This is a genomic window from Halocatena marina (assembly GCF_023276375.1).
Taxonomy (GTDB): Archaea; Halobacteriota; Halobacteria; order Halobacteriales; family Haloarculaceae; genus Halocatena; species Halocatena marina.
Genome location: NZ_JALLPK010000003.1, coordinates 253,441 through 276,002 on the forward strand (window position 1 = coordinate 253,441; position 22,562 = coordinate 276,002).

Here is a 22,562-nt window from a genome sequence, read left to right on the forward strand (position 1 = left end):
TCAGCACTAAAAATTGCTGGTGGAACGCTTGTGGGTGGGTGCGCTATGAACGCCGTTACGGCTACGTCAGCACACAAGCAACCCGATTCGGAACAGGATTACATCACGAATACGGCGTCCGATCACCCTACATCGGGGGGAAGTACACCTACGGCGCACTACTACAACGGCTCGACGTACTTCACGTATCTCGGTGGGTGCGACGATTACTTCGATCCGTTCGCCATGAGTTACGATCATGCGACCGGCACGGTCAACGGCCCAGTCCATATCGGCGACAATCCGCTTGCAGATGTCGAAGACGGACATAGCGTTCCAGCGATAATCGTCGATGACGACGGGTATATCCACGTCATCTATGGTGGACATGGTCATTACCGGGGCAGACAAACACACGCCGTCTCGAGAACCCCGGAGGACATCTCTTCCTGGGAGATCTTGGACAACATCGACCCGGAGACAACGTATCCGAGTTTCATCAAAAAACGGGACGGAACCCTCTACCTGTTTTATCGAGCCGGGAATCACCGGGATGACTGGGTCTACGTCACATCCACAGACAACGGCCGAACGTTCAGCGACCCGACCGCCTTCGCGTCCGCTGGAAACAGACGCCACGGCCTCTACGGACACGATGTTTCCTATGAAGACTCCTGGTACCTCTCGTTCTATAAGGGTCGAAACGGTTCGATCCACGTGACCGGGCTGTATCACGCATGCCACGACTCCTACAGTTACCCGCTCGAAAATATGCCGGAGCCCAGGCACGGGTACAACCGCTTTGGTACCTATTATTTGCGGATGAATCCGGATGAAACGTGGGAGAACGCAGCAGGGGAGTCTATCGACGTACCATTCGATAAGACCCTCGCCGACGAAAAGCTCCGTCTCTACGATACTGGCCCGGATTACGTCTTGGCAGCTCCATGGATGGGCTACCACGATGTCGGTGGCAGTAATAGCAATACCGCCCACGGTGTCTACGACACCCCACACCTGGTCTTTCCGACCAGAAACGGGATGTCCGGTGGGTTCACGTTCGCTCGCTGGGGTGGCGACTCCTGGGAGATCCACGAGGAGGGAACTCCCTGGGGACCGATGTTCATGAAGTCACCGCAGGACATTCGGATCTACCAGTCCGACAGGGTCGCCTGGGGCGGACCCGTAAATGACAGCGAACCAGATAGCGGGGAATATCGGTCCACCGATGGTGGAGAGACATGGGAGAGAGTAGGAGACGTCCAGAACGACCAATTACACCAGCAAACTGTCGCGTATAATTATCATAACGATGCGAAGGTGATGGCGCTCAATTACTCTGATGACAGGGCGAAGAACGCACAACGGATTTACCTGTACGGAGACTCCGGGTTCGTCAGGCCGGACGAAAATCCGACGTGTCCCGAATGACTAGGAGGGTTCTAAGCCTTCTGTAGTGGGGTAGCTCACTGTGTTTGACCAACGGTCGAGTTGATTCGGAGCGACACACCTCACAGAGGATTTTCTACCTCAACCAGAGCAGACAGTTCGGTATTGTCTATCGTAGAATTTGACAGACATCGCTCAAACGAACGCACCACTACGTGCGATCGACCGTACAAACGCTTTCACATTCTACTATATCATCGTGCCGAGTATGAAACACGTGATAGAACAGCACGGAAAAGAATAACTACGAGCGCACTGGGTATCAGTTATGTCGAACCACACGGATGAACCGAACAGCGTGACTGTTACCGATCTCAGAGTTGAATACGAGGCGGAGCCGAACAACGTGGTTCCGGACGAACCGCGGTTCTCGTGGCAGGCCGAGGGCGGACAGCGTAGTGAAATTCAGACCGCCTATCAGGTACTGGTCGCTCGTTCGAAATCGGACCTCGAACGGGAGCGCGCCGGGATGTGGGACTCCGGGAAGATCGAAGCCACCGATTCGACGAACGTTCCCTACGACGGCGTTCCGTTGGACCCGGGGACTGATTACTACTGGACAGTTCGGATCTGGAACGGAGCCGACGAACCCAGTGAGTGGGCACAGCCGGCCACATTCTCGACGGCGCTCGTTGAGCAGCGAGACTGGGAAGGCACGTGGATCGGCTACCAACCAGACGGCGGCGACTCGAACGGGTACCGCAGTCACTGGCACAGTGCAGACGCGGACGCCGAAGAATGGGTCCAGGTCGACCTCGGTGCCGAGCAGGAGATCGAACAGGTCGAACTGTACCCGGCCGACCCATTCGACGGACCCCAGACGCCCGACGGCATGCCGGTCTCGTCTGTCTACCCGACAATGGATACGGACCGCGAACGCGCCGCTGGATTCGGATTTCCCATCCGATACCGGATCACCGTCTCCGACGATCCCGACTTCGAGAACGCTCGGACGGTGGTCGACCGAACCGATGAAGACCAAGACAATCAGAAAGGCGATCCGATCGCTGTTTCCATCGATTCGCTGGAAGCACAGTACGTGCGGGTTACGGCGACAGACCTGTACGAATTCGACCCGGCCGACCCACCGCTTGGCAACGCCCGATTGAATACCGACTACGTACGCGAGGAACGCCGCTCCTGGCAGACGTTCGCACTGGCCGCGCTCTCTGTCCGGGACGCTGACGACAGAGACCTGGCGATGTCCGGGTCAGTCACGGCCTCCTCAAGCGTCGAGGAAGCCGCGTGGGGGCGGGAGAAACTCGTCGACGGCCACTACGTGTCACAGATGGCACCTCAATCGCCGCTTCTCCGGACTGAAGTGGATCTGGGCGGCGACATCGAACGGGCCCGCGCACACGTGTGCGGACTCGGCTACGGTGAACTGTACGTTAACGGCGAGTGTATTGGCGAGGAGGTACTGAACCCCGGCTGGACCCAGTATGACGAGCGTATCCTCTATAGCAGCTACGACGTCTCGGACCAGCTCGAAAGCGGTGAAAATGCGCTTGGCTTGTGGCTGGGACAAGGTTGGTTCGGTCGAAACGCCGGAGATTGGACCGGATTTGGGTCCCCACGGGCGATACTCCAGCTCGAGATCGAGTACGTGGACGGAACCACGCGGACGGTCTCGACCGACAGCACGTGGAACGCTGCACCAAGCCCTCTCGTGGAGAACGACCTCTATGATGGCGAGCGGTACGACGCGCGCGAGGAGCGAGACGGCTGGGCCCAGCCAGGATTCGACGACTCCGACTGGGTAGGCGCGAGTATCGTCACGTCGCCGGGTGGAGATCTGGTTCCACAGCGAACGCCGCCCATCCGCGTCACCGAGACGATAACGCCTGTTGAGGTCCTCGACCGCGAGGAGGGGCCGATCCTCGACTTCGGTCAGAATCTCGTCGGCTGGCTGGAACTGACCATCGATGGTGCCGACGCCGGCGACGAGATCGAACTCCGACACGCGGAGGTACTACTCGAGGACGGAAGTCTCGCACTGGAAGACCTCCGGAGTGCGGACGCGACGGATACCTACATCGCGAAGGGTGATGGTACCGAAACCTACGAGCCGCGCTTCACCTACCACGGGTTCCGCTACGCTCAGGTTCTCGGGTACCCCGGTGACCTCAACCCCGAAGATGTCCGGGCCAAGGTCGTCCACACGGACGTCGAATCGGTCGGCGAGTTCGACTGCTCGAACGAAGAACTCTCGCAGGTGCAACAGAACGCCCAGTGGGGACTACGGGGGAACCTCCACTCGGTGTTGACAGACTGTCCCCAGCGTGACGAGCGGTTCGGCTGGACCGGCGACAACCACATCGCCGCGCGGGCGCTGTGCTACAACTTCGACGCGTCTCTGTTCTACGAGAAGTGGATGGACGACCACGCGGACATCCGGTCCGAACACGGATACATCGCGGATACGATCCCCTACGGCTACGGGGGGATCCCCGAAGACCCGACCTGGGGAGTCACGCAGGTGACCGTCCCGTGGCACCTCTATCGCCACTACGGTGACATCGGGGTCCTCGAACGTCACTACGAGGGAATGCGGAAATACGTCGACTTCTGGCAGGACGAATCCGACGGCGGGATCGTTCCCGACGAGTATGGCACCTACGGGGACTGGCTCGCTTTCGAGAACAAAGACCCCGAGTTATCAAGTCGCGGTCTGCCCAGGGATCTCTTCAACACCGCCTTCCAGTATCACACGACGGACCTGTTCGCCGAAATAGCGAACGTGCTCGGTCACGAGGACGATGCACGTCGGTACGCCTCACGCGCCGAGACCGTCAAATCGGCGTTCAACGACGAGTTCTTCGACGCAGACGCCGCCCAGTACGGTCCGGGAACGCAATCGTCGTACGCGGTCCCGCTGTACTTCGGACTCGTCCCCGATGAACACGTGGACGCAGTCGTCGACAATCTCGTCGAGAAAGTCCGCGGAGACGGCGGGAAACTTCAGACGGGGTTCCTGGGGACTCGTCCGCTCATCCACACTCTCGTTGACCACGGGTTCGAGGAGGTTGCCTACGAGATTGTAAGCCAGCCCGAGCGACCGGGCTGGGTGTACATGATCCGGCAGAATGCGACCACCATGTGGGAGCGCTGGGACAGCGACGACCGAATTGGCGACGGAATGAACTCGTTCAATCATTCGCCGTTCAACTTCGTCTCCGAATGGTTCTACTACGCTCTGGCCGGGCTTCGGTTCGACGACTCGATGCACGGACGCGGAAGTGTCGAGGTCGCACCGGCCATCGTCGACGACCTCGACTGGGCAGCGGGCCATCTCGAAACCGTGAGCGGGCGTCTCGCGTCGCGATGGGAGCGCACGGACGACGGCCTCGCCTTCGAAATCGAAATTCCGTGGAACACGACGGCGACCGTTCGCCTGCCGGGAGGCGACGGGGTAATTGTCGCTGAGGACGGGACGGTCTTCTGGGACGGCGACCAGGAAGGGATGCTACCCGCCGGCGTCGAGGAAGCGACGCTGGACGACGGGGACGTGACGTTGACGGTCGGTTCCGGCGTCTACGAGTTCGTCCTGGAGAACTGACGGAACCTTCCCCGGTCTTCGCGGTCGTTATTCATCTCCGATGCCGTGGGTTGTCCGTACTGGACTGGAGAATCGTTGCGGACTGTGATGGCAGTGAGCAGTCGTCCATAAACGGTTTCACAATACCCCGGGATAGGGAGTCATGGACGAGACCAATCGTCCCAACATCGTGTGGATCGCGATGGAGGACACGACGCCCCGGTTTGGGTGTTATGGCGACAATGTCGCGCAGACGTCAAATATCGACGAACTGGCTGCGGACGGCCGCCGCTACGATAACGCGTTCTGTACGGCAGGCGTGTGCGCGCCGTCTCGCGCTTCTGTAATGACCGGACTCTATCCACCGGCTGTCGGTGCTCACCACATGCGGACAACGTGGGACAGCGACGTCGCGCCCGAACTCCCGACACCGTATGAGGCGGTGCCGCCTCACTACGTCACGGCGGTCTCGGAGTGTCTGCGCGACGCGGGCTACTATTGCACGCTCGACTCGAAGACGGATTACCAGTTCGGCGAGCCGTTCACCATGTGGGACCGCCATGGTGAGGGCGCGGGCTGGTGGGATGATGACCGCGATGATGACCAGCCCTTTTTTGCGATGTTCACCAACAGCGTCACTCACGAAAGCGGTATGTGGGGCCCAGAGATGACAGATATGCGTGGGGGTGGCACAGTCGATCCGATCGACACCGACCCCGACGCGGTGGAGGTACCGCCCTATCTCCCGGATACCGACCGAACCCGCCAGGCGATAGCCCGCCAGTACGACAACATCGTCACCTCAGACGTGTGGATCGGCGACCTCCTCAACCGACTGGAAGCTGACGGCCTTGCCGAGAACACTGTTGTCATGCTCTGGTCGGATCATGGCGAGGGACTCCCGCGCAAGAAGCGCTGGCCCTATGATTCGGGGACTCACGTCCCGCTGATCGTCCGTTGGCCCGGCCAGATCGATGGCGGCGAGGCCACAGACGATCTGGTAAGTCTGGTAGACCTCGGCCCAACGACCCTCTCGGTCGCCGGCGTCGACGTCCCTCAGTACATCCAGGGCCGGCCGTTTCTCGGCCCTGAAGCCGACGATGAGTGCCGCGAGTACGTTTTCGCGACGAGGGACCGCTACGACGAGGAGTACGATATGATGCGGTCGGTCCGCGACGAGCGCTACCGGTACGTCCGCAACTACTACCCCGAGCGACCCTACGTCCAGTGGATCCCCTACCGGAACCGCCATCCGGCCATGGAAGAACTTCTAGAGCGAGACGCGAATGGCGAGCTGACCGACACCCAGGCCCAGTGGTTCGCCGATACCCGCCCCGCCGAGGAACTGTATGACCTTCAGGAGGACCCCCACGAGATCGAGAATCTCGCCGACGACCCAACACATGAAGACGTCCTCGAACGACTGCGGGGTGCGCTCGATGATTGGCGCCAGCGGACTGGCGACCGTGCGGCCGGACGGGAAGCCGAGTTGGATATGCGCGAACGCGTCTGGCCAGATGGCGATCAGCCCACGACCGCCACACCGACGTTCGTCCCGAACGCGCCGGGCAACCGTGGACTCGAACCCGACAACGACGGCGGTACCTTCGAGGGACCGATGACCGTCAAACTGTTCTGTCCCACCCAGGGGGCCTCGCTCGCCTACACGACCGACGACAGCGAGGATCCCCACTGGGAGCTGTACAGCGGTCCGATACATCTGGACAGGGGTGAGAGAGTCCGACTCCGGACCAAGGCCGTCCGGTACGGCTACGCTGAGAGCGACGAGCGCCAGGCGATCTTCGAGGTGGAGTGACTCAGTAGTCGGGGCGCTGTCTCGTCGAGTTGTCCAGGTAGTGTTTAGTTAGTGGCATTGTGTCAGCAAGCAAAGGTTTGAAGCCATGATTCGGCGGTTTCTGGATTCATGTGACTGAAGCAGTTCGAGAACGACGACGTTCGGCGCTTCAGTTCCCGGAAGATCCGTTCGATCGCGTTGCGATTTCCGTGACGACATATCTGAAATTGGAGTCCAGCTTGTTGGAGTGCAGTTTGGAGGTGTTGAGCGCCATCGACTAGAAAGACAGCAGTTTCGACATCATGTTTTTCTCGCAGTTCGCGGAGGAAGATCTCGGTGAGTACTGTTGTGGTCGTCGAAAAGAGTCGGATGTGAAGCAGGTCGTTGGTTTCGGGGTCTGCGGCGGCGTACAGCCAGAATTGCTGGTCGTTGATCCGAATCACTGTTTCGTCGAGCACGATCTAATTCGGGACTGACCAGGTTCTGGCTGTAGATCGGCATCCAATCGTGAACCGCTTTGCGACTCCGCTCGACACTCATGTCTGCGAGCAATTCAACGGTATTCGACAGCGACAGTCCCGAAACGTGCGATTGAATACCTAGCGCCATCGCCGGCTCGGATGTCCACTCGCGCTCCACAAAATCCAAATCGGCACAGTCTCTATGTCCGTTAAGGCGGGTGATCTTTGGCATGGACACTAAAAAATCTCACCGTCTCACTTTTCACGCTTAACTAAACACGACCGATGCCTCTATGCAAAGTGTTTTAACGCAATCCGTTACATAGAAACGCGTGTCACGGATCACTCGTTCAACGTTAGACAAACGATTTCCCCGATACGACGCTTTCGACCCCGACGTGCCGGCGTGGTGTGTCACACCCGACAAAAACGGGTTCATCCACCGCTTTTTCGAGACCTCGCCGATCAGCCCGTCCGGACGCTATCTCGCGGTGACGAGACTACCGGTTGAGGACCGCCTCCCCGATCCGGGTGAACGCGCCGCACTCGCGGTCGTAGACCTGACGACCGGCGAGCGAGAGACGGTCGGGACGACCGCAGGATGGGACACGCAGATGGGTGCACACGTCCATTGGGGCGACGACGACACCGAGCTGTTCTACAACGACCTCGACACCGACACGTGGACACCGTACGGGGTGAAACTAACCCTCGAGAGCGGTGAGAGGCGGGCGCTCGATGGAACGGTCTACGACGTCTCGGACGACGGTGCCACCCTGACGAGCCCCGATCTGCTGAAAACGCGCATGACACAGGCGGGTTACGGTGCTGTTGTTCCGGACGAGATGATCCCACGAAACGATGGGGCGCCGGAGAACGACGGCCTCTACGTCACCGATACCGACACCGGTGAAACGGAACTGCTCGTGTCTGTCGCCGAAATCGTCTCGGAACTCGATCTCGACTGTTCTGACCACGGTCCGGGCGACTACTACGGCTGGCACTCGATGTGGAGTCCCGACGCAGAGCGTCTCCTCTTTCACCTGCGCTACTGGCCCGAAACCGGCAGGCAAAATCGGTGGGTATCCAACCTCGTCTCGATGCGGGCAGACGGATCGGACCTCAGCCTCGCGATGCCATCTGAACCCTGGCAGCGGGGCGGCCACCACCACCGCTGGACACCGAACGGTGAGCGTGTCACGATGAATCTCTCTCCGGCCGAAGGCGAACCGATCCGGTTCGTCTCCTTCCGGCCGGACGGCAGCGACCGTCGCGTGCTCGCTGACGACATCGTCGGTTCCGGCCACCCCTCGCTCCACCCGGACGGTCGGTCGCTCGTCACTGACACCTATCCCTGGGAACCGATGGCGTTCGACGACGGAACCGTGCCGATCCGGTTCGTCGACGTCGAGGCCGGTACTGAACGTCACGTGCTCCGCGTCCCGACGGCACCGGTGTTCATGGGTGGGGACGACAACCGGATGCGTGTCGACCCCCACCCCGCCTGGGGACCGGACTACCGGTTCGTCGTCTTCAACGCCTGTCTCGATGGGCACCGAAAGGTGTACATCGCTGACTTCACCGACCTAGTCGGCTCCGCCTCGGACTGAGAAACCGTTCGCTGCTGCTCACCCGAGAGTGAAGTTGAATCGCACTCGGAATCGTCACGCAAACGGTCTCTATGCTCGGGGGTACTCTCGACGCGCCAGTCCTCGGGGGCGAGCGCCGTCTTGAATCGCTCGGGCTCGGCCTACGCCGTTTCGCCGTCGTCAGTTCACAGTTTCACCGACCAGTAGTAGGTCGCGTCGGCCCGGAGGCGCGGTCCGTCGTACTCGACGCGGAGGGCCGTCAGTGGTGTCGGCTCGCAGTCGGCTGCGGCATCCGACACAACTGGACTCTCACTAGCGCTCCGATTAAATGTTTGGTCAGCGGTGATCTGTGGTGTGCCCTATCTCGTAGGATTCTTCGAAACGACCGGTCACGACAGCACGGAAGTCCACCGTCTTTCACACGGTTGTTCCCGCCGGGACACTCACTCGGAAACGGGTTTCCGGTGACGTGTCGAGTGCCGTGCGAATTGTCAGCGTGGCGTTTCCGCACGGCGCTCAGGCGAGCAGTTCACGTGACCACGGCATCGGCCCCGTGTTGTACGAGTTGGAAAGAGCGGAATCGGTAGCGTCGTCGGAAGACGACGGCTAAAATTTGATATTAGTTGCGGCCGACGGTCGTCGCGCGCGGGTTCTTGGGGGCCCACTCAACGAGTCTCTTGAAGACATCGTCGAAAACGTATTCGAAGTCGGTGAGAAAGCGGTCGATGGCGTCTCTAGATGGTGTTTATAGAGTCTGAAGTAGTGCCAGACAAGGCCGTACTGAAGTTCTCGTGCAACCGGGCGTATGCCGTAGACGTCCTCGTAGTAGCAGTGCAGAATGCCACGAAAGAGATGTGGCTGATGAACTCGTGTTCGCCCCCGCTCGAGGGGGCGAACACGTCGTATTTCAGGCAATTCGAACTCAAGGTGTTCAAACAGCGGCACCGTCTTGGTAGCCGCTCGTTCAAGAAGTCCTCTGCCGAAGCTACGTCTTGCAGGGTTGCGCTGGCGTTGGACACACTTCCCGCACCCTGCTGCTTCGTACATGACGCTTCCTGTGACACTCCCGGTACACTTTTGCAAAGTGGCGCGAGTGCGCTCTTCCGTCAGAGTTCGACGACGTTTCTGTCGTCGTCGACGGTGACAGTTGCCGTCCGAGTTTCGCCGTCGACAACGGCGTCAACGACGTATTCGCCTTTGAATCCCCGAGTTTCATACGTCCCCTCCGAATCGGTTTCCCCGCATTCCTTAGTCCACCACGTATCGAATACGAGTTCCTTGTACACGTCGTGGTGCGGGCGGGTGCTCCAGTCCTCCCTGAAAAAGGCGGCATCGTCACGCCAGTGCGTCGGTTCCCAGATCCCCCACGTGATGACTGAGGTTACGGCCGGGTGACTGAACGTATAGATGTAGAAGTCCCGTGTGTAGTCCGCCTGCAACTGTTCGGCCTGCTCGGTGGGGAGTTCCTCTTCGCTCCAGTCGTCCGCGAAGTCGTACTCAGTGAACTGGATCTCGAGATCAAACTCGGCGAACCTATCTAGTCGCTCAAGTGCCTCCTCCGGTGGAACCAGTGTCTCCGGGCTGAAATGACCCATAAAACCGAGGCCGTCGACTGCGGCGTCCTCTTCGAGGAGATACTCGATCATGTCGTAGTAGCGCTCGCGGTATCCCTCTGTCTCTTCGTCGTTTCGGAAGGCTGCCTCGTTGACGAATAGTGTCGCTTCAGGATCGCCTTCCCGGGCGGCATTGAGCCACTCTACCCAGGCCGAGGGATCGGAGTCAAAGCGGTCACGCCAGACACCGTCCATCTTGACTGGGTGGTTGATAACGTCCCATTCGTCGATCCCCCAGGCGAGTTCGCTGGCCACGTCACGGGCGTGTTCAGTCATCCTCTCCCGGAGCTCGTCGTCGTCTTCTATTTCGAGGATTTTTTCCGGAGCCGCGCGACCCGACCACATCCAGAGGATAGTGTGACCGTGAACGGGAGTATCACGGTCGACGAGCCACTGCACGCCATCGAAGCCGACCTGGGTCCCTGAATTCGTCCCATCGCCCCAATCCCACGTCCAGGGCGGGAATCCGTCGTTGATTGTCCCCTTGTTGAACAACGTGTGGAAGGCTTTCTGAAACTGTTGGGTTTCGCTTTCGGTCATCTCGTCGTTTTGCCCGGTCAGCGCGTCAGAGTCGACTTCCACGCCGAAATCGAAGGCGTGCTCGGTCATCGTGACATCGACCGTGGCACCTTCGACGGGCACCCCGTCCTCGTCGGTGACGTGGACTTCGAGGTCGGCCTTCCGATGTTCGTTGATGCGCTCTGCTGCGGCCGCTCGCCAGTCGGCATCCGGAGCTCGCCCCGGATAATCGAAGTCGCTATCGTCGCCTGTCTCGAACTTGTGGTGGAGTGAGTCTGTGTTATCGTTGTCTGTCATAGTTTTCTCATCTAGTCTGTTTGGGTTCGGTCAATGTTCGTGAGTGGATTCGATTCGAACAAACCAGATCGTGATGGCCCTACGAAACTGGGCATCACAAACGGAGTGGTCTTAGTGTTATACAGCTATCTATAGGGTCTATATGTACGATTCTAGCGTAGGCCATATTAATATAGGGGGTTGATGACATCTTGTCCGCTGTCGTAATAGTCCGTCGTTGTGGAATTTGTTGACAACGGATCTTGTCTTTAGGCTAGGCCCTTAATCCACGGTACGAAGACGGCAAAAGCTGTGTCTATAGTGACTTGGGGTGACTATTCAGGGCCAAACAGTGGCATCTTGTTGAGTGCGAAATTTAATAGGTTACAACCTCCATTTCCGTGAGTCTAGTTAATACGAATGTTTCGAGAATCCATCGATGTAAGATCAAAATTTACTCTGATCTAAAAACAATATCTAACTTAGGAACGGGAATTGGTAGGTGCAATTACATTACTATCGTCGGGTGAGCCCATCATCGACGGAAGCAATTCTAGGTCATCGGAATCAGGATCGCATTTTCCTAGTCTGGAATAACTCTCGTCACGGCCGGTGCCAGCATCTGCGCATCGTACGGGGGAGCCATCTCCGTTCAAACACGTTTGGGGTACGGTCTGTTCTCCTGTCGCGCTCTGGATCTCGGCATGGTCAGACGTTTGGGGCGTACCCGGCGTCGGAGTAGTTTGGGTCGGCGTCAGGGCCGTATCCGAGTCCGGCAAGGCGATCCCGGAAGTCAGTGACGGCGTTGATGTATTCGGTCTCGTTGATGCAGTTCGTTGTCTCTCCGGGATCGTCCGCGAGGTCGAATAGGACGTCCGGGTTGTCCGGATAGTGGATAAACTTCAAGTCGTCCTGCTTTATCATACAGTGGTCGCCGTAGGCCGAGAACGCCTCGTTGTCCCATCCGTCGGCGTCCCCTTTAAGCAGGGGGACGAGGCTCCGACTGTCGAGCGTGTTGTCGTCGGGAAGGGGAACACCCGTGAGGTCACACAGCGTCACGAACAGGTCACACAGGGTGACGTTCTCTGTTACGGTTTTGGGCTTTAGTTTGTCTGGCCACCGTATCACCAGCGGGACGCCAGCACTGGCCTCGAAGTAGTGGCCTTTTTCCCAGATCTCATGTTCGCCGAGCATCTCCCCATGGTCGGAGGTGTAGACGATGATCCATTCGTCGAGATCCTCACCGACACGCTCTAATTCGTCGAGCGTACGCCCAAAGTACTCGTCGACAGTCTCGATCATCCCATAGTAGGCGGCCGTCGCACGACGTACCTCGCGGGGGCTCACGGACCCCTTACGGTCGTCCCGCCGGCGTTGGTCGTCATCGCGAACAGGGACCCGGCGGTGGCTCAGCACGTCGTGGTCGAACGCCTCCTCATCGACGTACGGGTCAACCCGTTCGAGGTAGTACTCGAATCGCTCCTGGGTGGTGAAGTAGGGATAATGGGGCTGGGAGAGACTCAGTTTCAGCACAAGCGGGCGGTCTTGCTCCTCCCGATCGTAATAGGGATTGAGGAACCGGTCAGTGATGTAGTTGCAGGCACCCTGCATGCGGTACTCGTCGAGGCGGCTCTTCCATCCTACGTCCGAGTGCCCGACGCCGGCTCTTCGTATCTCTTTGGCGTCCGACCACTTTCTGCGGATATGACTGTACCGCTCCTCGGCCTCCTCGTCAAGGCGGTTAACGTTGCTCCCGCCATAATAACTGATATGCTGTGTCCACCCCTGGTCCTTGTCCTCGCCAGTGTGGTGGAGCTTGCCCGCGGCAACGGTGTCGTAGCCGTACTGCGCCAGACGCCGAGCGAATGTCATCGATTGAGGCGGGAGGTCTTCGCCAAACGTCTCGCAGCCACAGGTCCGCGGAAATTGTCCCGACATCATGCACTGACGGGCCGGCACACAGCGTGGCGAAGGCGTGTAGGCGTTCTCGAAGACGACACCCGTCTCGGCTAGCCGGTCGATGTTCGGCGTTCTGACGACGTTGTTACCGGCGTATCCGAAGACGTCGGGACGATGCTCGTCGTCCATAAGAAACAGCACGTTCGGCCTATCAGACATACAACTTATACCCAATCGGTGGAATTATAAAACCTTCGTAAAGTTATTAGGTTTCGAACAGAAACAGCCGCCCACACAGCCAATTCCCGGTGTGGTCAGGCTGCTTCCGTGGGTTCGTTCATCAATATGGGAGAACTGTGTAAGCGCTGACTTGGTCATGTGGTGGACTAAATACAACTGTGTCTCAGATTGATTCCTTCGGATCTCTGGAAACTCTATAAGGTGTTGATACAATCTGATGACAGTTGAATCAGCGGTCATCGTATCACGGGAGTGGATCAGTTATAGTGGATGGTGCGGGGCGCCTCGACCTCCCTGAGCGAGTTTGCGAGAAGATCGATTCGGAAGTTCCGGAGTTTCGGTGTACGCTCCTGTGTAGCACATTGTTGCTGTCTGGCCGGTACACATGAGCAGGAGATAGCCACGACGACTTTCGATCGCCGAAGAAGCCGACGGTGGCACTCTGATCACCGATACGTTTTTTACCGCATCCTGACTGATCGGGAGATGATGAATAACGATTCCACAGCAGACGGAACCGATCCAGCCACTGGCCCGTTCGACATTCGGAAAGCACCCCTTCCAGATCGGGAAATCAAGCGCCTGTATCTTGATTCACTCGAACGGTACTCTAACTACACAGCGGATCTCTGGGAAGAGTGGCCGGAAGCCGACCACGCTGGATACTTCGGGAACGGGATTAGTCACGGGAATGAAGGTATCCGAGCTAACGGTGCGACGGCGTTCGTTCACGCGCTGCTATACAAAGAACGCAAGAACCTAGAGCTGACCGAACTATCCGCCGACGAGTTGAAACGGAAAGCGATCGCTGCCATCCGCTACTCTGCCATGACGTACGTCACGGGCGACTACCCGACGGTCGACGGCAGCAAGTGGGGTGCCGACGGGTGGCACCATCGACAGACGTCGCTGTGGGCCAGCACTGTGGGACTGGCGGCCTGGTTGATCTGGGACGAACTGACCGTCGAGACCCGGGAATCCGTTGAGGCGATGATGGCAGCCGAGGCGTCAGAGTTCGTCGAAAAGAACCCGTACAGCGGGCTGGAGTACGACACGATGGCAGAGGAGAACGCCTGGGGGACGACCAGTCCGGCGCTGGCGGCGAACATGTTTCCCGACCACGAGCAAAGTGACGCCTGGCGGGAGGCGGCACTGCAGCACATGATGAACTCGCTGTCGACGGCGGTCGATGCTAAGGACGACACGGTCGTCGACGGTCGGGCCGTCAGCGAGTGGATCGAATCCCATAACATCCATCCAGACTACACGCTGGAGAATCACGGCTTCTTCCACCCGGACTACGCGTCCGTCGCGCCGATGTATCTCGGAGATTCGTCCGTGTTCTTCGGATTGGCGAGCAATCCAGTTCCCGGTGCCGCGACCCACCACGTATTTGATATGTGGGAGCTGCTGCAGAACATAACGACTGCGACCGGCGAGTGGGCCTATCCCAGCGGTCTGGACTGGTCACTCCACTCTTACGAGAACGTATCGTATCTGGCGTGGTTGGCAACTTACTTCGATGACCCGGTAGCACGGACCCTTGAGAGCCGGGAGATTCAGTACGCCGCGAAGCGTCAACGGATCAACGACAATGGGCGATTTGTGGGAGACAGCGCGCCTGACGACGGATCAGAGGGTTTCTACCGTGATGCCGTCTCGGCGCGCCGGATTGGGTTCGCCTACCTCCACCACAAACTGTGGGGTGCGGACGACGACGCTGTCCCCTACGAGGACTTCGCTAGAGCGATGCACGGGACGACGGAACTCACCCACGTCGGGGTCGTCATTCACCGGACGCCCTCCAAGTTCGCCTCCGCATCGTGGCTCCACAACGTCATGGGAAACGTCACTCCGGAGAGCCAGTCACATTTGAACGAACCCTACGTGATCACCCCCGATCAGCGGACCCTGATCGGGAGACTGACGGACTCGGACGACGAACTCGCGGCAGAGGACTACACCGTTACACTGGGTGACGACGGGTTCGCTACGGCGGCCGAACTACGCGAAGGCAATTTCGACCGCTATGTGGCGATCCTCTCGCTGCCAGGCAGTCCAGTTGTGCAGTTGGAGCGAGCCGTCGCGGACGAGGACGACACGCTTCTCCGGGAGCGCGGTGTCCCGCTCGCGATCGAGAACGACGAATTGACTGGTGGCAAGCGGACCCTGTTCACGGAGACCGGCGAACGAACAGTGACAGCCGGTGACGCTCCTGACCGGATCGAATTAGACGGCCACTGGGCGAACGTTGACGACCGACTCGGAATGGTCGTTCTGGATGGGTCGGAGATGGTCTACGTCGGCGGCCGCGGCTATAACCGACCGGGAGCGCGAAAAGACATGTGGTACGGATCCCACTCAGATGCGACCAACGTAGACGCGTCCGGTACCGACGTGATTAACCGGGCGGCCATCGTGTTGCCGAACGTCGACCACTCGGATACGAAAACGGTAGCGACAGCCGCCGAATCGCTCCAGTTACCACAGAACGTGGTGGGAATAGCCTTCAGCGATCCCGGCGAACGCCAGCACATCGCACTGGCCAACCTAGGCCCGGACCACGAAACACTCACCGTCGAAGTCGATACAGGGGGCGATCAACAGCCGGTCCGGGAGGTCACAGCCGAGATTGACGGGCTGATGGCTGCCTTCGCGACCTGGCAGGACGGCGAGCTGGTGGCTACCTCTGGAAACTACGACAGACAGGAGCAGTCACTGCTGGTTGAGTGAGTGCGACCAGCCGAATATTCGGTGCCGTGAACACGGCGTATAGTGGATTGTCTGCGTTAGTCCACGGCTCTCAGAAGTGCTGTTTCACGGGGCTGTGACCCGCTTCGCTCCGACGTTAGCGTGCAACGACATGGATCCAGCGCTCGAAGCCGCGACTGACGGCTTCATTCGCGTGCCCCCCTCTTTTGTTCAAAAACCGAACTCGGAGAGAATCGTATCTGCGGATAGGTTCTAACAGCTATGGTGAATATACCGTGCGAACTTACCGCAGTTCCTGAGCTTCCCACACCTCCGTTCCCGGCCTCGTGACGGGACCGTCGAGTAAGGGGTCGTCAGTCGCTTGCATCCAGTCGTGAATTCGCTGGCGGAGATCGCGTACATCCTCGGTGTAATCGGAATCGGGATCGGGGCCCGCTCCGGGCGCCCCGAACAGCCCCGACGAGTCCGGCGGCGATAGAGCGCCCCTGCCCGATGCCAAATTCTCCTGCTCGTGTGGGTCCTCACGCAGGTCGTAAAGTTCCTCACGCGGACGTTCGGTCGTGTAGAACTCCTCACAAACCTCGCGGCCTGCCCTGCTTCCCAGGATGTCAGCCGGCAGGTGGACACGCTGCTGTTTCCAGAAGTTTCGGACGTACTTGAAGCGCTTCGTGCGAATCGTGCGCATCGGTACATAGCGTTCGTGCCAGGTCATTTCGGCGTAGACGTGGTCGCGCTCCTCGTAGTCGTTGCCTGTCACCATCGGAAGGAAACTCCGGCCGTCCACGTTGGCGGGGACTTCCACTCCGAGCAGTTCCAGTACCGTCGGGAGGACGTCAACGTGGCTCAACAGTTCATCGTAGCGCTCCCCGCCATCGAACACTTTAGGCAGTCTGGCGATGAAGGCGACCTCCAGACCCGGATCGTAGCAGGTTCCCTTGGCTCGCGGCAAGGCCAGCCCGTGGTCGGTCGTGAAGACCACGAGTGTTTCCTCGGCGATGCCCACCTTCTCGACTGAGCGACAAATGCTCCCTACCGCGGGGTCCAACGTATGGTTGAGAACGCCATTGAGGTCCGCAACCTGCTCGCGGACCCCCGGTCGATCCGGCAAGTACGGCGGCACTTCCACGTCCTCAGGGTGATAGCGCTCGTAAGCCGCGTCGTCCACGTGGTCGCGCCGTATCGGAAGATGGGGTTCATCGATCGATAGCGACGCGAAAAACGGACCGTTGTCCGTCAACGACTCGACATCCTCTGAGAAGGTTTCGGAAACGTTCGAGGCGCGGCTGTCCGTCGTGTGGACGCGCCCGTAAATACTCTCGTCGTCCTTCTTCACGTGCTGAAAGCCGAACAGGTGTGTCGAGTATCCGATCTGGGCCAGGTGTTCGGGGAGCGTTGTCTCGCTCTCGGGGAGTTCCCACCCCCAGGTTACCTGTCCCATCAGGCCGTTATTATGGGGGTACCGTCCCGTCATCAGACTGCCGCGACTCGGACAGCACTGCGGGGCCGTACAGAACTGATTTTCCATGAGAACGCCGTCTGCAGCTAATTCATCGATATTCGGCGTTTCGACGCCCCTATCGTAACAGCCGAGATTGCGTCCGAGGTCGTGACAGTGGACGAGCAACACGTTCGGTCGGTTGTCGTTACCGTTCGGTGTCTCTACCATGACGATGGCGACGATGCCTCGGTGAAAAAATCTACCGTCTACATTCGTCCTCCATTCTGTAGTCAGCAGGCCACTTGCGCAGTGGTCTGTGCAGCGGTCTATACCGATTCCCCATCGCCGCCGGAAAGTACAGACTTCAACCCGATATCGAGTGTCACTCGTCAGTACCCTCGACTGACGTCGTGGGCTTGTCAGTGGACTCCACTTCTGCCGTTGAACCGACGGAGGCAGTGTATTCGCCGTTCAGATTCAGCGTCCCTGAGGTCAACGCACACTGACAGGGTGCGCTTCTGCCTGGAGACGTTTGCCTCGGGTGGAGCTGATTCACTAGTTTGCGCGCAATATTCTTGTCGCATTGTAATCCGCGTTCAGTTCGTATGCACACTGCTGGCAGATGAACTGACGTTTCGACTGTCGATGAACCACCATCCCCGTTGCAAAAATCTTATGTGAGTCTTAGGTAGTGGTATATACGAACCGGCGGCAGGTTGATTATAGAAATTACAGATATCGACGTCACGAAGGTGAGCACAGAGTCCTGGGGCGAGTTCGTGGAGTTCCAACTGGTCACAGTGATGAGCCAGTACGAGGGGTACAACAACGCGGAGGGCGACAACCCGCAGGCCAGCCGCAAGTGGATGGGACCGGTCGGCGATGTGGTCGTTGAGGTCCACACAGACGCCAGCATCACGGGCGTTGGCCACGGCAACTGGGCGACTGGCGCGATCGAGACCATCGTCGACAAGACGCTCTCGAAGCTCGTCATCGGCCAAAACCCCACGAACGCAAGAGACTGTGGGACGACATCATGTACCGGGCAACGATCCCGTTCGGCCGGAAGGACGCGGCCATCGAGGCTATCAGTGCCATCGATCTCGCGCTCTGGGACATCGCCGGCAAAGAGGCCGGGAAACCCGTCTACGAACTGCTCGGGGTCCCGTTGAGGACGACATCGACTGCTACGCGAGCAACCTCCATCCTGTCGACATGGAGACCCTCGAAGAGGTCGCCCGGGAGTACTTCATCATGGACTCGCCCAAGAAGTGTATCGAGGCCATCGAAGACCGCGTCGACGCCGGTGTTACTAAGTTCCAGTGCTGGTTCGTTGACTACCCCGACTTTGACGGCATGGAGCTGTTCGCCGACGAAGTGATGCCCGCGTTCGACTGAGCGCGACTTTTGCTCTTCTTTGACCCTTAGATCATACGGTACACTTCGTCCAGCCAGATGTCGTCTTTATCATTGAGGATGTCGTCCATAACCTCGTCCCAGTCAGCCTGGGCGTCGCTCTCGGCCTGTACGTCTTTGATGGCCTCGGGGTCGGCAAGTTCCATGAATCCGAAGACGTGACCGTCCTTCTCGAACACGGAGTAGGTCTCCAGTCCGGCCCCGGATTCGAGGTACGCCGACTCGAGTTCCTCAGGTACTTGATCGTGCCACTTGCGGTAGTCCTCCCGATTACCGTCCCGAATCTCGAGGTGAAATCCGATTCGTTCCATGTGCTAAAACTAATTCCGTGACAACATAATACCTCGTAGTCTCGGCAATCCAGAGAGCCACCTGTGGACACGCATAGTGATTATTGTAGAATATTTCCGGATCGCTGCGACATTGGGATGGGCGCGTACCGGTCAATCGCTGCAATTACCACTATCAAAACAAGCTACATCAGTTGTCGGTGTATTCGTTTCCCGGTCCGCGGAGTTCGCAGTGATAGATCAACGAGTGTTATGATCGGATATAGGACTCTCGGTGTCTATGACTACCCGTTATTCAAATTTGTACTGCGAGTGGCGCCTCCCGGAGGTTAGAGCAATCGCATCGGGTATTGTATTTGGCAAACGAATTGTACCGAAGATTTGTTCCGGTATGTTCTGCTTTGTTGAATCTATGGACGGCGTAGCGATCACTCCTTGATGGCTTGTTCGAGGTAGTAGACCGCAGCGGTCAACACCAATTCACGAAACTATCGGTACCAGGCGATTGGCTCGACAGCGGGCCCGTACCGGCGTTTGATGACCAAAAACGCGCTCTCAGCCATCCAGCGTTGCCCGTACTTCTCGCTGTTCAACCGGGCGTTGTGGGCGTGGTCGTAGTGCGCGAACAGCCGATATTTGATGAGTGGGCGGACGCCGTTTGACCGGAGAGTCTCCCGCAGAGATTGGTCGCCGTAGCCTTCCTTGCCGGCAAGACCCCCGATCTTCTCGGTGTTTCGTAACGCTACCTGACGACCCACCTGTGTATCGTGTGGCCAGAGTGCCGAACAGTGCACGTTGAGGACGGCACACGACTCCGTATCGTCCAACTCCGTCGTCTTCAGCGTCCGTATGTGGCGATCCGAACGATCGATGTAGCGGCTGGTTACTGCCTCGCGGTCGAAAACGCGGCATCCAGCGCCCCATGCTCACCGGGATCGCAGGCGGTCGCCGACCGGTTGAGCAGTTGGCGCCAAACACGGGTAGGCACCCGCTCGAAGGACTGCTACAGCGTTGAGGGTGCCGGGAACTCGGTCCGGGTCAACTGCAAGACAGTGCACACCCGATCCATCTCGCTGGCTCAATCGGCGATTTCGAGGGAGGTGACGTCCATGTGAACCGACAAAAAATGCAACGTGAGGTGCTTCAAGCCGGCAAATCTGTTGCTAGCCGGGTCACTCACCATCACCGTGGGGCTGGCAGCGCAGTGCTTTTGAGCCAGCGACGCCGCTTACTTAACGAAGCGGAAGAGGATCTTAGGCACATTTCCTCTCTCCGCTTCGTTTCCATCTTCAGAGCGACGCTATCCTGCCGCTGTTTCCGGATTCAATAGAGCACATATCACATCATCGTAGGATTTTGTCGACATCGTCGGCAGCAAGGGAAGACAATTCGATCAGTGACTGAAAGTTATTCTCTTTGGTTCGTATTCGGAGTGATTTTATAGCCCTTTCTTGTCACACAGCTCTGTCGTCGAACCGGTAATATCGGGTGAAGTGGCTACCAATTCGGGAGTGATTACAGTAGTAGTAGTGTAATGTCTTATCGAAGTTGAGTAGAATTGGGACGTCAGATTTTGGTATTATCGGTCCAGAATACGCGAGCGGGTATCACTTTGAAGATTGCTGGTCTGTGTGGACCAGCGGGAAATTGCGACAGCACGTTCAACGGCAAGATAGGCACGGTCTTCGAGTACGCCTCAGCTGACTCAGTAACTGGTTTCTCGCCGTCTGAACATACATCCGCCTTCGGCAACTTAAGGTGGAGGTGGCTGTCTCTTGGTTGTCGGCGCGTTCGACCGTTCGGTTGGCGATGGCCACGTTTGCGCCCCTTGATTCAAAGCCGAAGGCGATGGCCCGGACGGTTCCGCCAGCGCCGATCACGATGGTATCCGCGCCGGTTAGGGCCACGTCGTGGTTTTCGAATGCTCGGAGTGTCCTCGAGAGGTCGAAATTATACCCGACTGGCAGAGATTCGTTGAAGTTGATCGTGTTGACTGCGCCGACCAACTCGGTCCGCTTGTCCGAGTCGACATACTTGAGTACGTCGTGTTTGAATGGTAGAGTGACTGTCAGCCCGTCGAAGCCGAGTGCTTCAGCGCCGTGGAACGCTTGCCCGATCCGATTGGGGTTGGCCTCGAAGGTGACGAACACACTGTCGATGCCAAGTTCGTCGAACGCGGCCTGATGCATCGGCGGCGAAAGCGAATGTTCGACGGGGTCTCCGATAATACCGTATACGTCGATGAGACTCCATTTGGCTGGACTAGTGAATAACTCATTCGTCCTCTCTTTTCTGGCGGACTCAAATTTCCGGGACAGACCCCTCGAACGCAGACTGGCCTGGTGGATCTAGTTGTCCGCACGCTCAGTCACTCGATAGCGTAGCGGGTTGAGAGACGTGTCAGTGTCACGGTGTCGACTCTGGTTGATTCCTCCAGTCAGTCAGCGAGTTCCGAGCACACGAACTCGAAACCAGTTCACGAGGACGGTGTGGCGCTCTCGCTCATCAGCGACCACCCCTGAGGAACGCCAATGCTTCGCTCATTGTTGATTCGAACTCCACGAACACGAGAATCCGGCCGCCGCCGAACGCTTCCAGATGGGATCCACGGTGCGATCACAGACTGAATACGGAGTGATGGGTACAAGATTCAGACGGAGACACTCGGCGTGGAGGAACACAGTTTCACCGAGGCGACCCGTTTCACGTCGAGTCCCGCCTGCACCTGAGAACATTGTACACACCAGACTGCCAGTAGTATCGTGCGTTTGCACCGACCACATATCGGTTACTCCGCACAGCCCCGGATCCCAAACCTGATTAGCAGGTGATACTCTGTTTCATATATGCCGACCCATCTTGAGTCGTTCGAGCGTTCGTCGGCATCCGTCGGCGTCGAATGTATCAGCGCCAAACCAGAAAAGGTAGCGGACGCTATCACAGATATAGCGACTGGGCCGACTGTCGGTGTCTCGCCCGAACACGAAGACGTTAGACTCCCAGATACTGTGGCTGTCGACCCGACCCCTGCCGAACTGAACCGAGTCGAGATCGGCGTGACGCCCGCGTCGTTCGCCGTCGCGGATTGCGGGTCGGTAGCGCTTTTGTCGGGAGACAACGGTAGTGAACTGGTGAGCCTCTACGTTGACCATTACGTCGCGGTCGTCGACGAGCGCGACATCGTTCCGAACATGGAGGCGGCCTTCGACCGGTTCGACGCGATGAGCGGAACGGGCGATGACGATGTCATACTCGCCACCGGCCCGAGCGCCACGGCCGACATGGGGGCGCTGGTCACGGGTGCGCACGGGCCAAGCAAGGGTATTGTCGTGGTTGTCGAGGACTGAC

Annotated in this window: 13 protein-coding genes and 5 pseudogenes; 9 read left to right on the plus strand and 9 right to left on the minus strand. The window is 58.5% G+C overall.

Features of this window, described 5'->3' with window-relative positions:
* The first annotated feature begins 45 nt into the window (after positions 1-45).
* From MW898_RS22040 to MW898_RS22050, 3 genes are all read left to right on the plus strand, one after another.
* Complete coding sequence (locus MW898_RS22040; protein WP_248910422.1) at positions 46-1,410, plus strand: BNR-4 repeat-containing protein; 1,365 nt, start codon at positions 46-48, stop codon at positions 1,408-1,410.
* Between the two features lie 286 nt (positions 1,411-1,696).
* Complete coding sequence (locus MW898_RS22045) at positions 1,697-4,987, plus strand: family 78 glycoside hydrolase catalytic domain (RefSeq protein ID WP_248910423.1); 3,291 nt, start codon at positions 1,697-1,699, stop codon at positions 4,985-4,987.
* Between the two features lie 142 nt (positions 4,988-5,129).
* Positions 5,130-6,782, plus strand: coding sequence for a sulfatase family protein (locus MW898_RS22050; protein ID WP_248910424.1), 1,653 nt, complete (start codon positions 5,130-5,132; stop codon positions 6,780-6,782).
* 62 nt (positions 6,783-6,844) lie between these two features.
* Here the strand turns inward: MW898_RS22050 and MW898_RS22055 are convergent.
* A pseudogene (locus MW898_RS22055) lies at positions 6,845-7,454 on the minus strand (IS6 family transposase).
* Positions 7,455-7,554: 100 nt separating this feature from the next.
* On the opposite strand from MW898_RS22055, the gene MW898_RS22060 reads away from it, so the two are divergent.
* The gene (locus tag MW898_RS22060) at positions 7,555-8,832 is read left to right on the plus strand and encodes a TolB-like translocation protein (protein WP_248910425.1); all 1,278 of its coding nucleotides are present in this window, start codon (positions 7,555-7,557) and stop codon (positions 8,830-8,832) included.
* A 637-nt stretch (positions 8,833-9,469) separates the two neighbouring features.
* On the opposite strand, the pseudogene MW898_RS22065 reads toward MW898_RS22060, so the two are convergent.
* The 3 genes and pseudogenes from MW898_RS22065 to MW898_RS22075 form a co-directional block, all read right to left on the minus strand.
* A pseudogene (locus tag MW898_RS22065) lies at positions 9,470-9,830 on the minus strand (IS5/IS1182 family transposase); the annotation flags it as partial.
* A gap of 87 nt (positions 9,831-9,917) precedes the next feature.
* Positions 9,918-11,240, minus strand: a complete 1,323-nt coding sequence (locus tag MW898_RS22070) for an endo-1,4-beta-xylanase (protein ID WP_248910426.1) — start codon at positions 11,238-11,240, stop codon at positions 9,918-9,920.
* Positions 11,241-11,927: 687 nt separating this feature from the next.
* Positions 11,928-13,337 carry a sulfatase-like hydrolase/transferase gene (locus MW898_RS22075; protein WP_248910427.1) on the minus strand — a complete coding sequence of 470 codons (1,410 nt, stop codon included), beginning with the start codon at positions 13,335-13,337 and terminating at the stop codon, positions 11,928-11,930.
* Positions 13,338-13,847: 510 nt separating this feature from the next.
* Between MW898_RS22075 and MW898_RS22080 the strand changes: the two genes are divergently transcribed.
* The gene (locus tag MW898_RS22080; protein ID WP_248910428.1) at positions 13,848-16,091 is read left to right on the plus strand and encodes a hypothetical protein; all 2,244 of its coding nucleotides are present in this window, start codon (positions 13,848-13,850) and stop codon (positions 16,089-16,091) included.
* Between the two features lie 262 nt (positions 16,092-16,353).
* On the opposite strand, the gene MW898_RS22085 is transcribed toward MW898_RS22080, so the two are convergent.
* Both MW898_RS22085 and MW898_RS26365 read right to left on the minus strand, forming a co-directional pair.
* The gene (locus tag MW898_RS22085; RefSeq protein ID WP_248910429.1) at positions 16,354-17,736 is read right to left on the minus strand and encodes a sulfatase family protein; all 1,383 of its coding nucleotides are present in this window, start codon (positions 17,734-17,736) and stop codon (positions 16,354-16,356) included.
* A 154-nt stretch (positions 17,737-17,890) separates the two neighbouring features.
* Positions 17,891-18,156 (minus strand): annotated as a pseudogene (locus tag MW898_RS26365) (RNA-guided endonuclease InsQ/TnpB family protein); the annotation flags it as partial.
* A 388-nt stretch (positions 18,157-18,544) separates the two neighbouring features.
* Here MW898_RS26365 and MW898_RS26370 point away from each other — a divergent pair.
* Positions 18,545-18,616, plus strand: a pseudogene (locus MW898_RS26370) (hypothetical protein); the annotation flags it as partial.
* A gap of 119 nt (positions 18,617-18,735) precedes the next feature.
* Positions 18,736-18,906: pseudogene (locus MW898_RS26375) on the plus strand (F420-dependent oxidoreductase); the annotation flags it as partial.
* A gap of 26 nt (positions 18,907-18,932) precedes the next feature.
* On the opposite strand, the gene MW898_RS22095 reads toward MW898_RS26375, so the two are convergent.
* Together MW898_RS22095 and MW898_RS26525 are read right to left on the minus strand one after the other, a co-directional pair.
* Positions 18,933-19,235 carry an L-rhamnose mutarotase gene (locus MW898_RS22095; protein WP_248910430.1) on the minus strand — a complete coding sequence of 101 codons (303 nt, stop codon included), beginning with the start codon at positions 19,233-19,235 and terminating at the stop codon, positions 18,933-18,935.
* Positions 19,236-19,702: 467 nt separating this feature from the next.
* A complete protein-coding gene (locus tag MW898_RS26525) occupies positions 19,703-20,041 on the minus strand; it encodes a transposase (RefSeq protein ID WP_444881625.1) in 339 nt (112 codons plus the stop codon).
* Here MW898_RS26525 and MW898_RS26530 point away from each other — a divergent pair.
* Positions 20,003-20,329 (plus strand): hypothetical protein, encoded by a 327-nt coding sequence (locus MW898_RS26530; RefSeq protein WP_444881626.1) that lies wholly within the window; start codon positions 20,003-20,005, stop codon positions 20,327-20,329. The two genes, MW898_RS26525 and MW898_RS26530, sit on opposite strands and share 39 nt — an antisense overlap.
* Positions 20,330-20,875: 546 nt before the next feature.
* Here MW898_RS26530 and MW898_RS22105 read toward each other — a convergent pair.
* Entirely contained in the window at positions 20,876-21,562 is a 687-nt protein-coding gene (locus MW898_RS22105) for a shikimate dehydrogenase family protein (RefSeq protein WP_309242262.1), read from the minus strand.
* Between the two features lie 498 nt (positions 21,563-22,060).
* Between MW898_RS22105 and MW898_RS22110 the strand changes: the two genes are divergently transcribed.
* Complete coding sequence (locus tag MW898_RS22110; RefSeq protein ID WP_248910432.1) at positions 22,061-22,561, plus strand: LUD domain-containing protein; 501 nt, start codon at positions 22,061-22,063, stop codon at positions 22,559-22,561.
* Position 22,562: the final 1 nt, after the last annotated feature.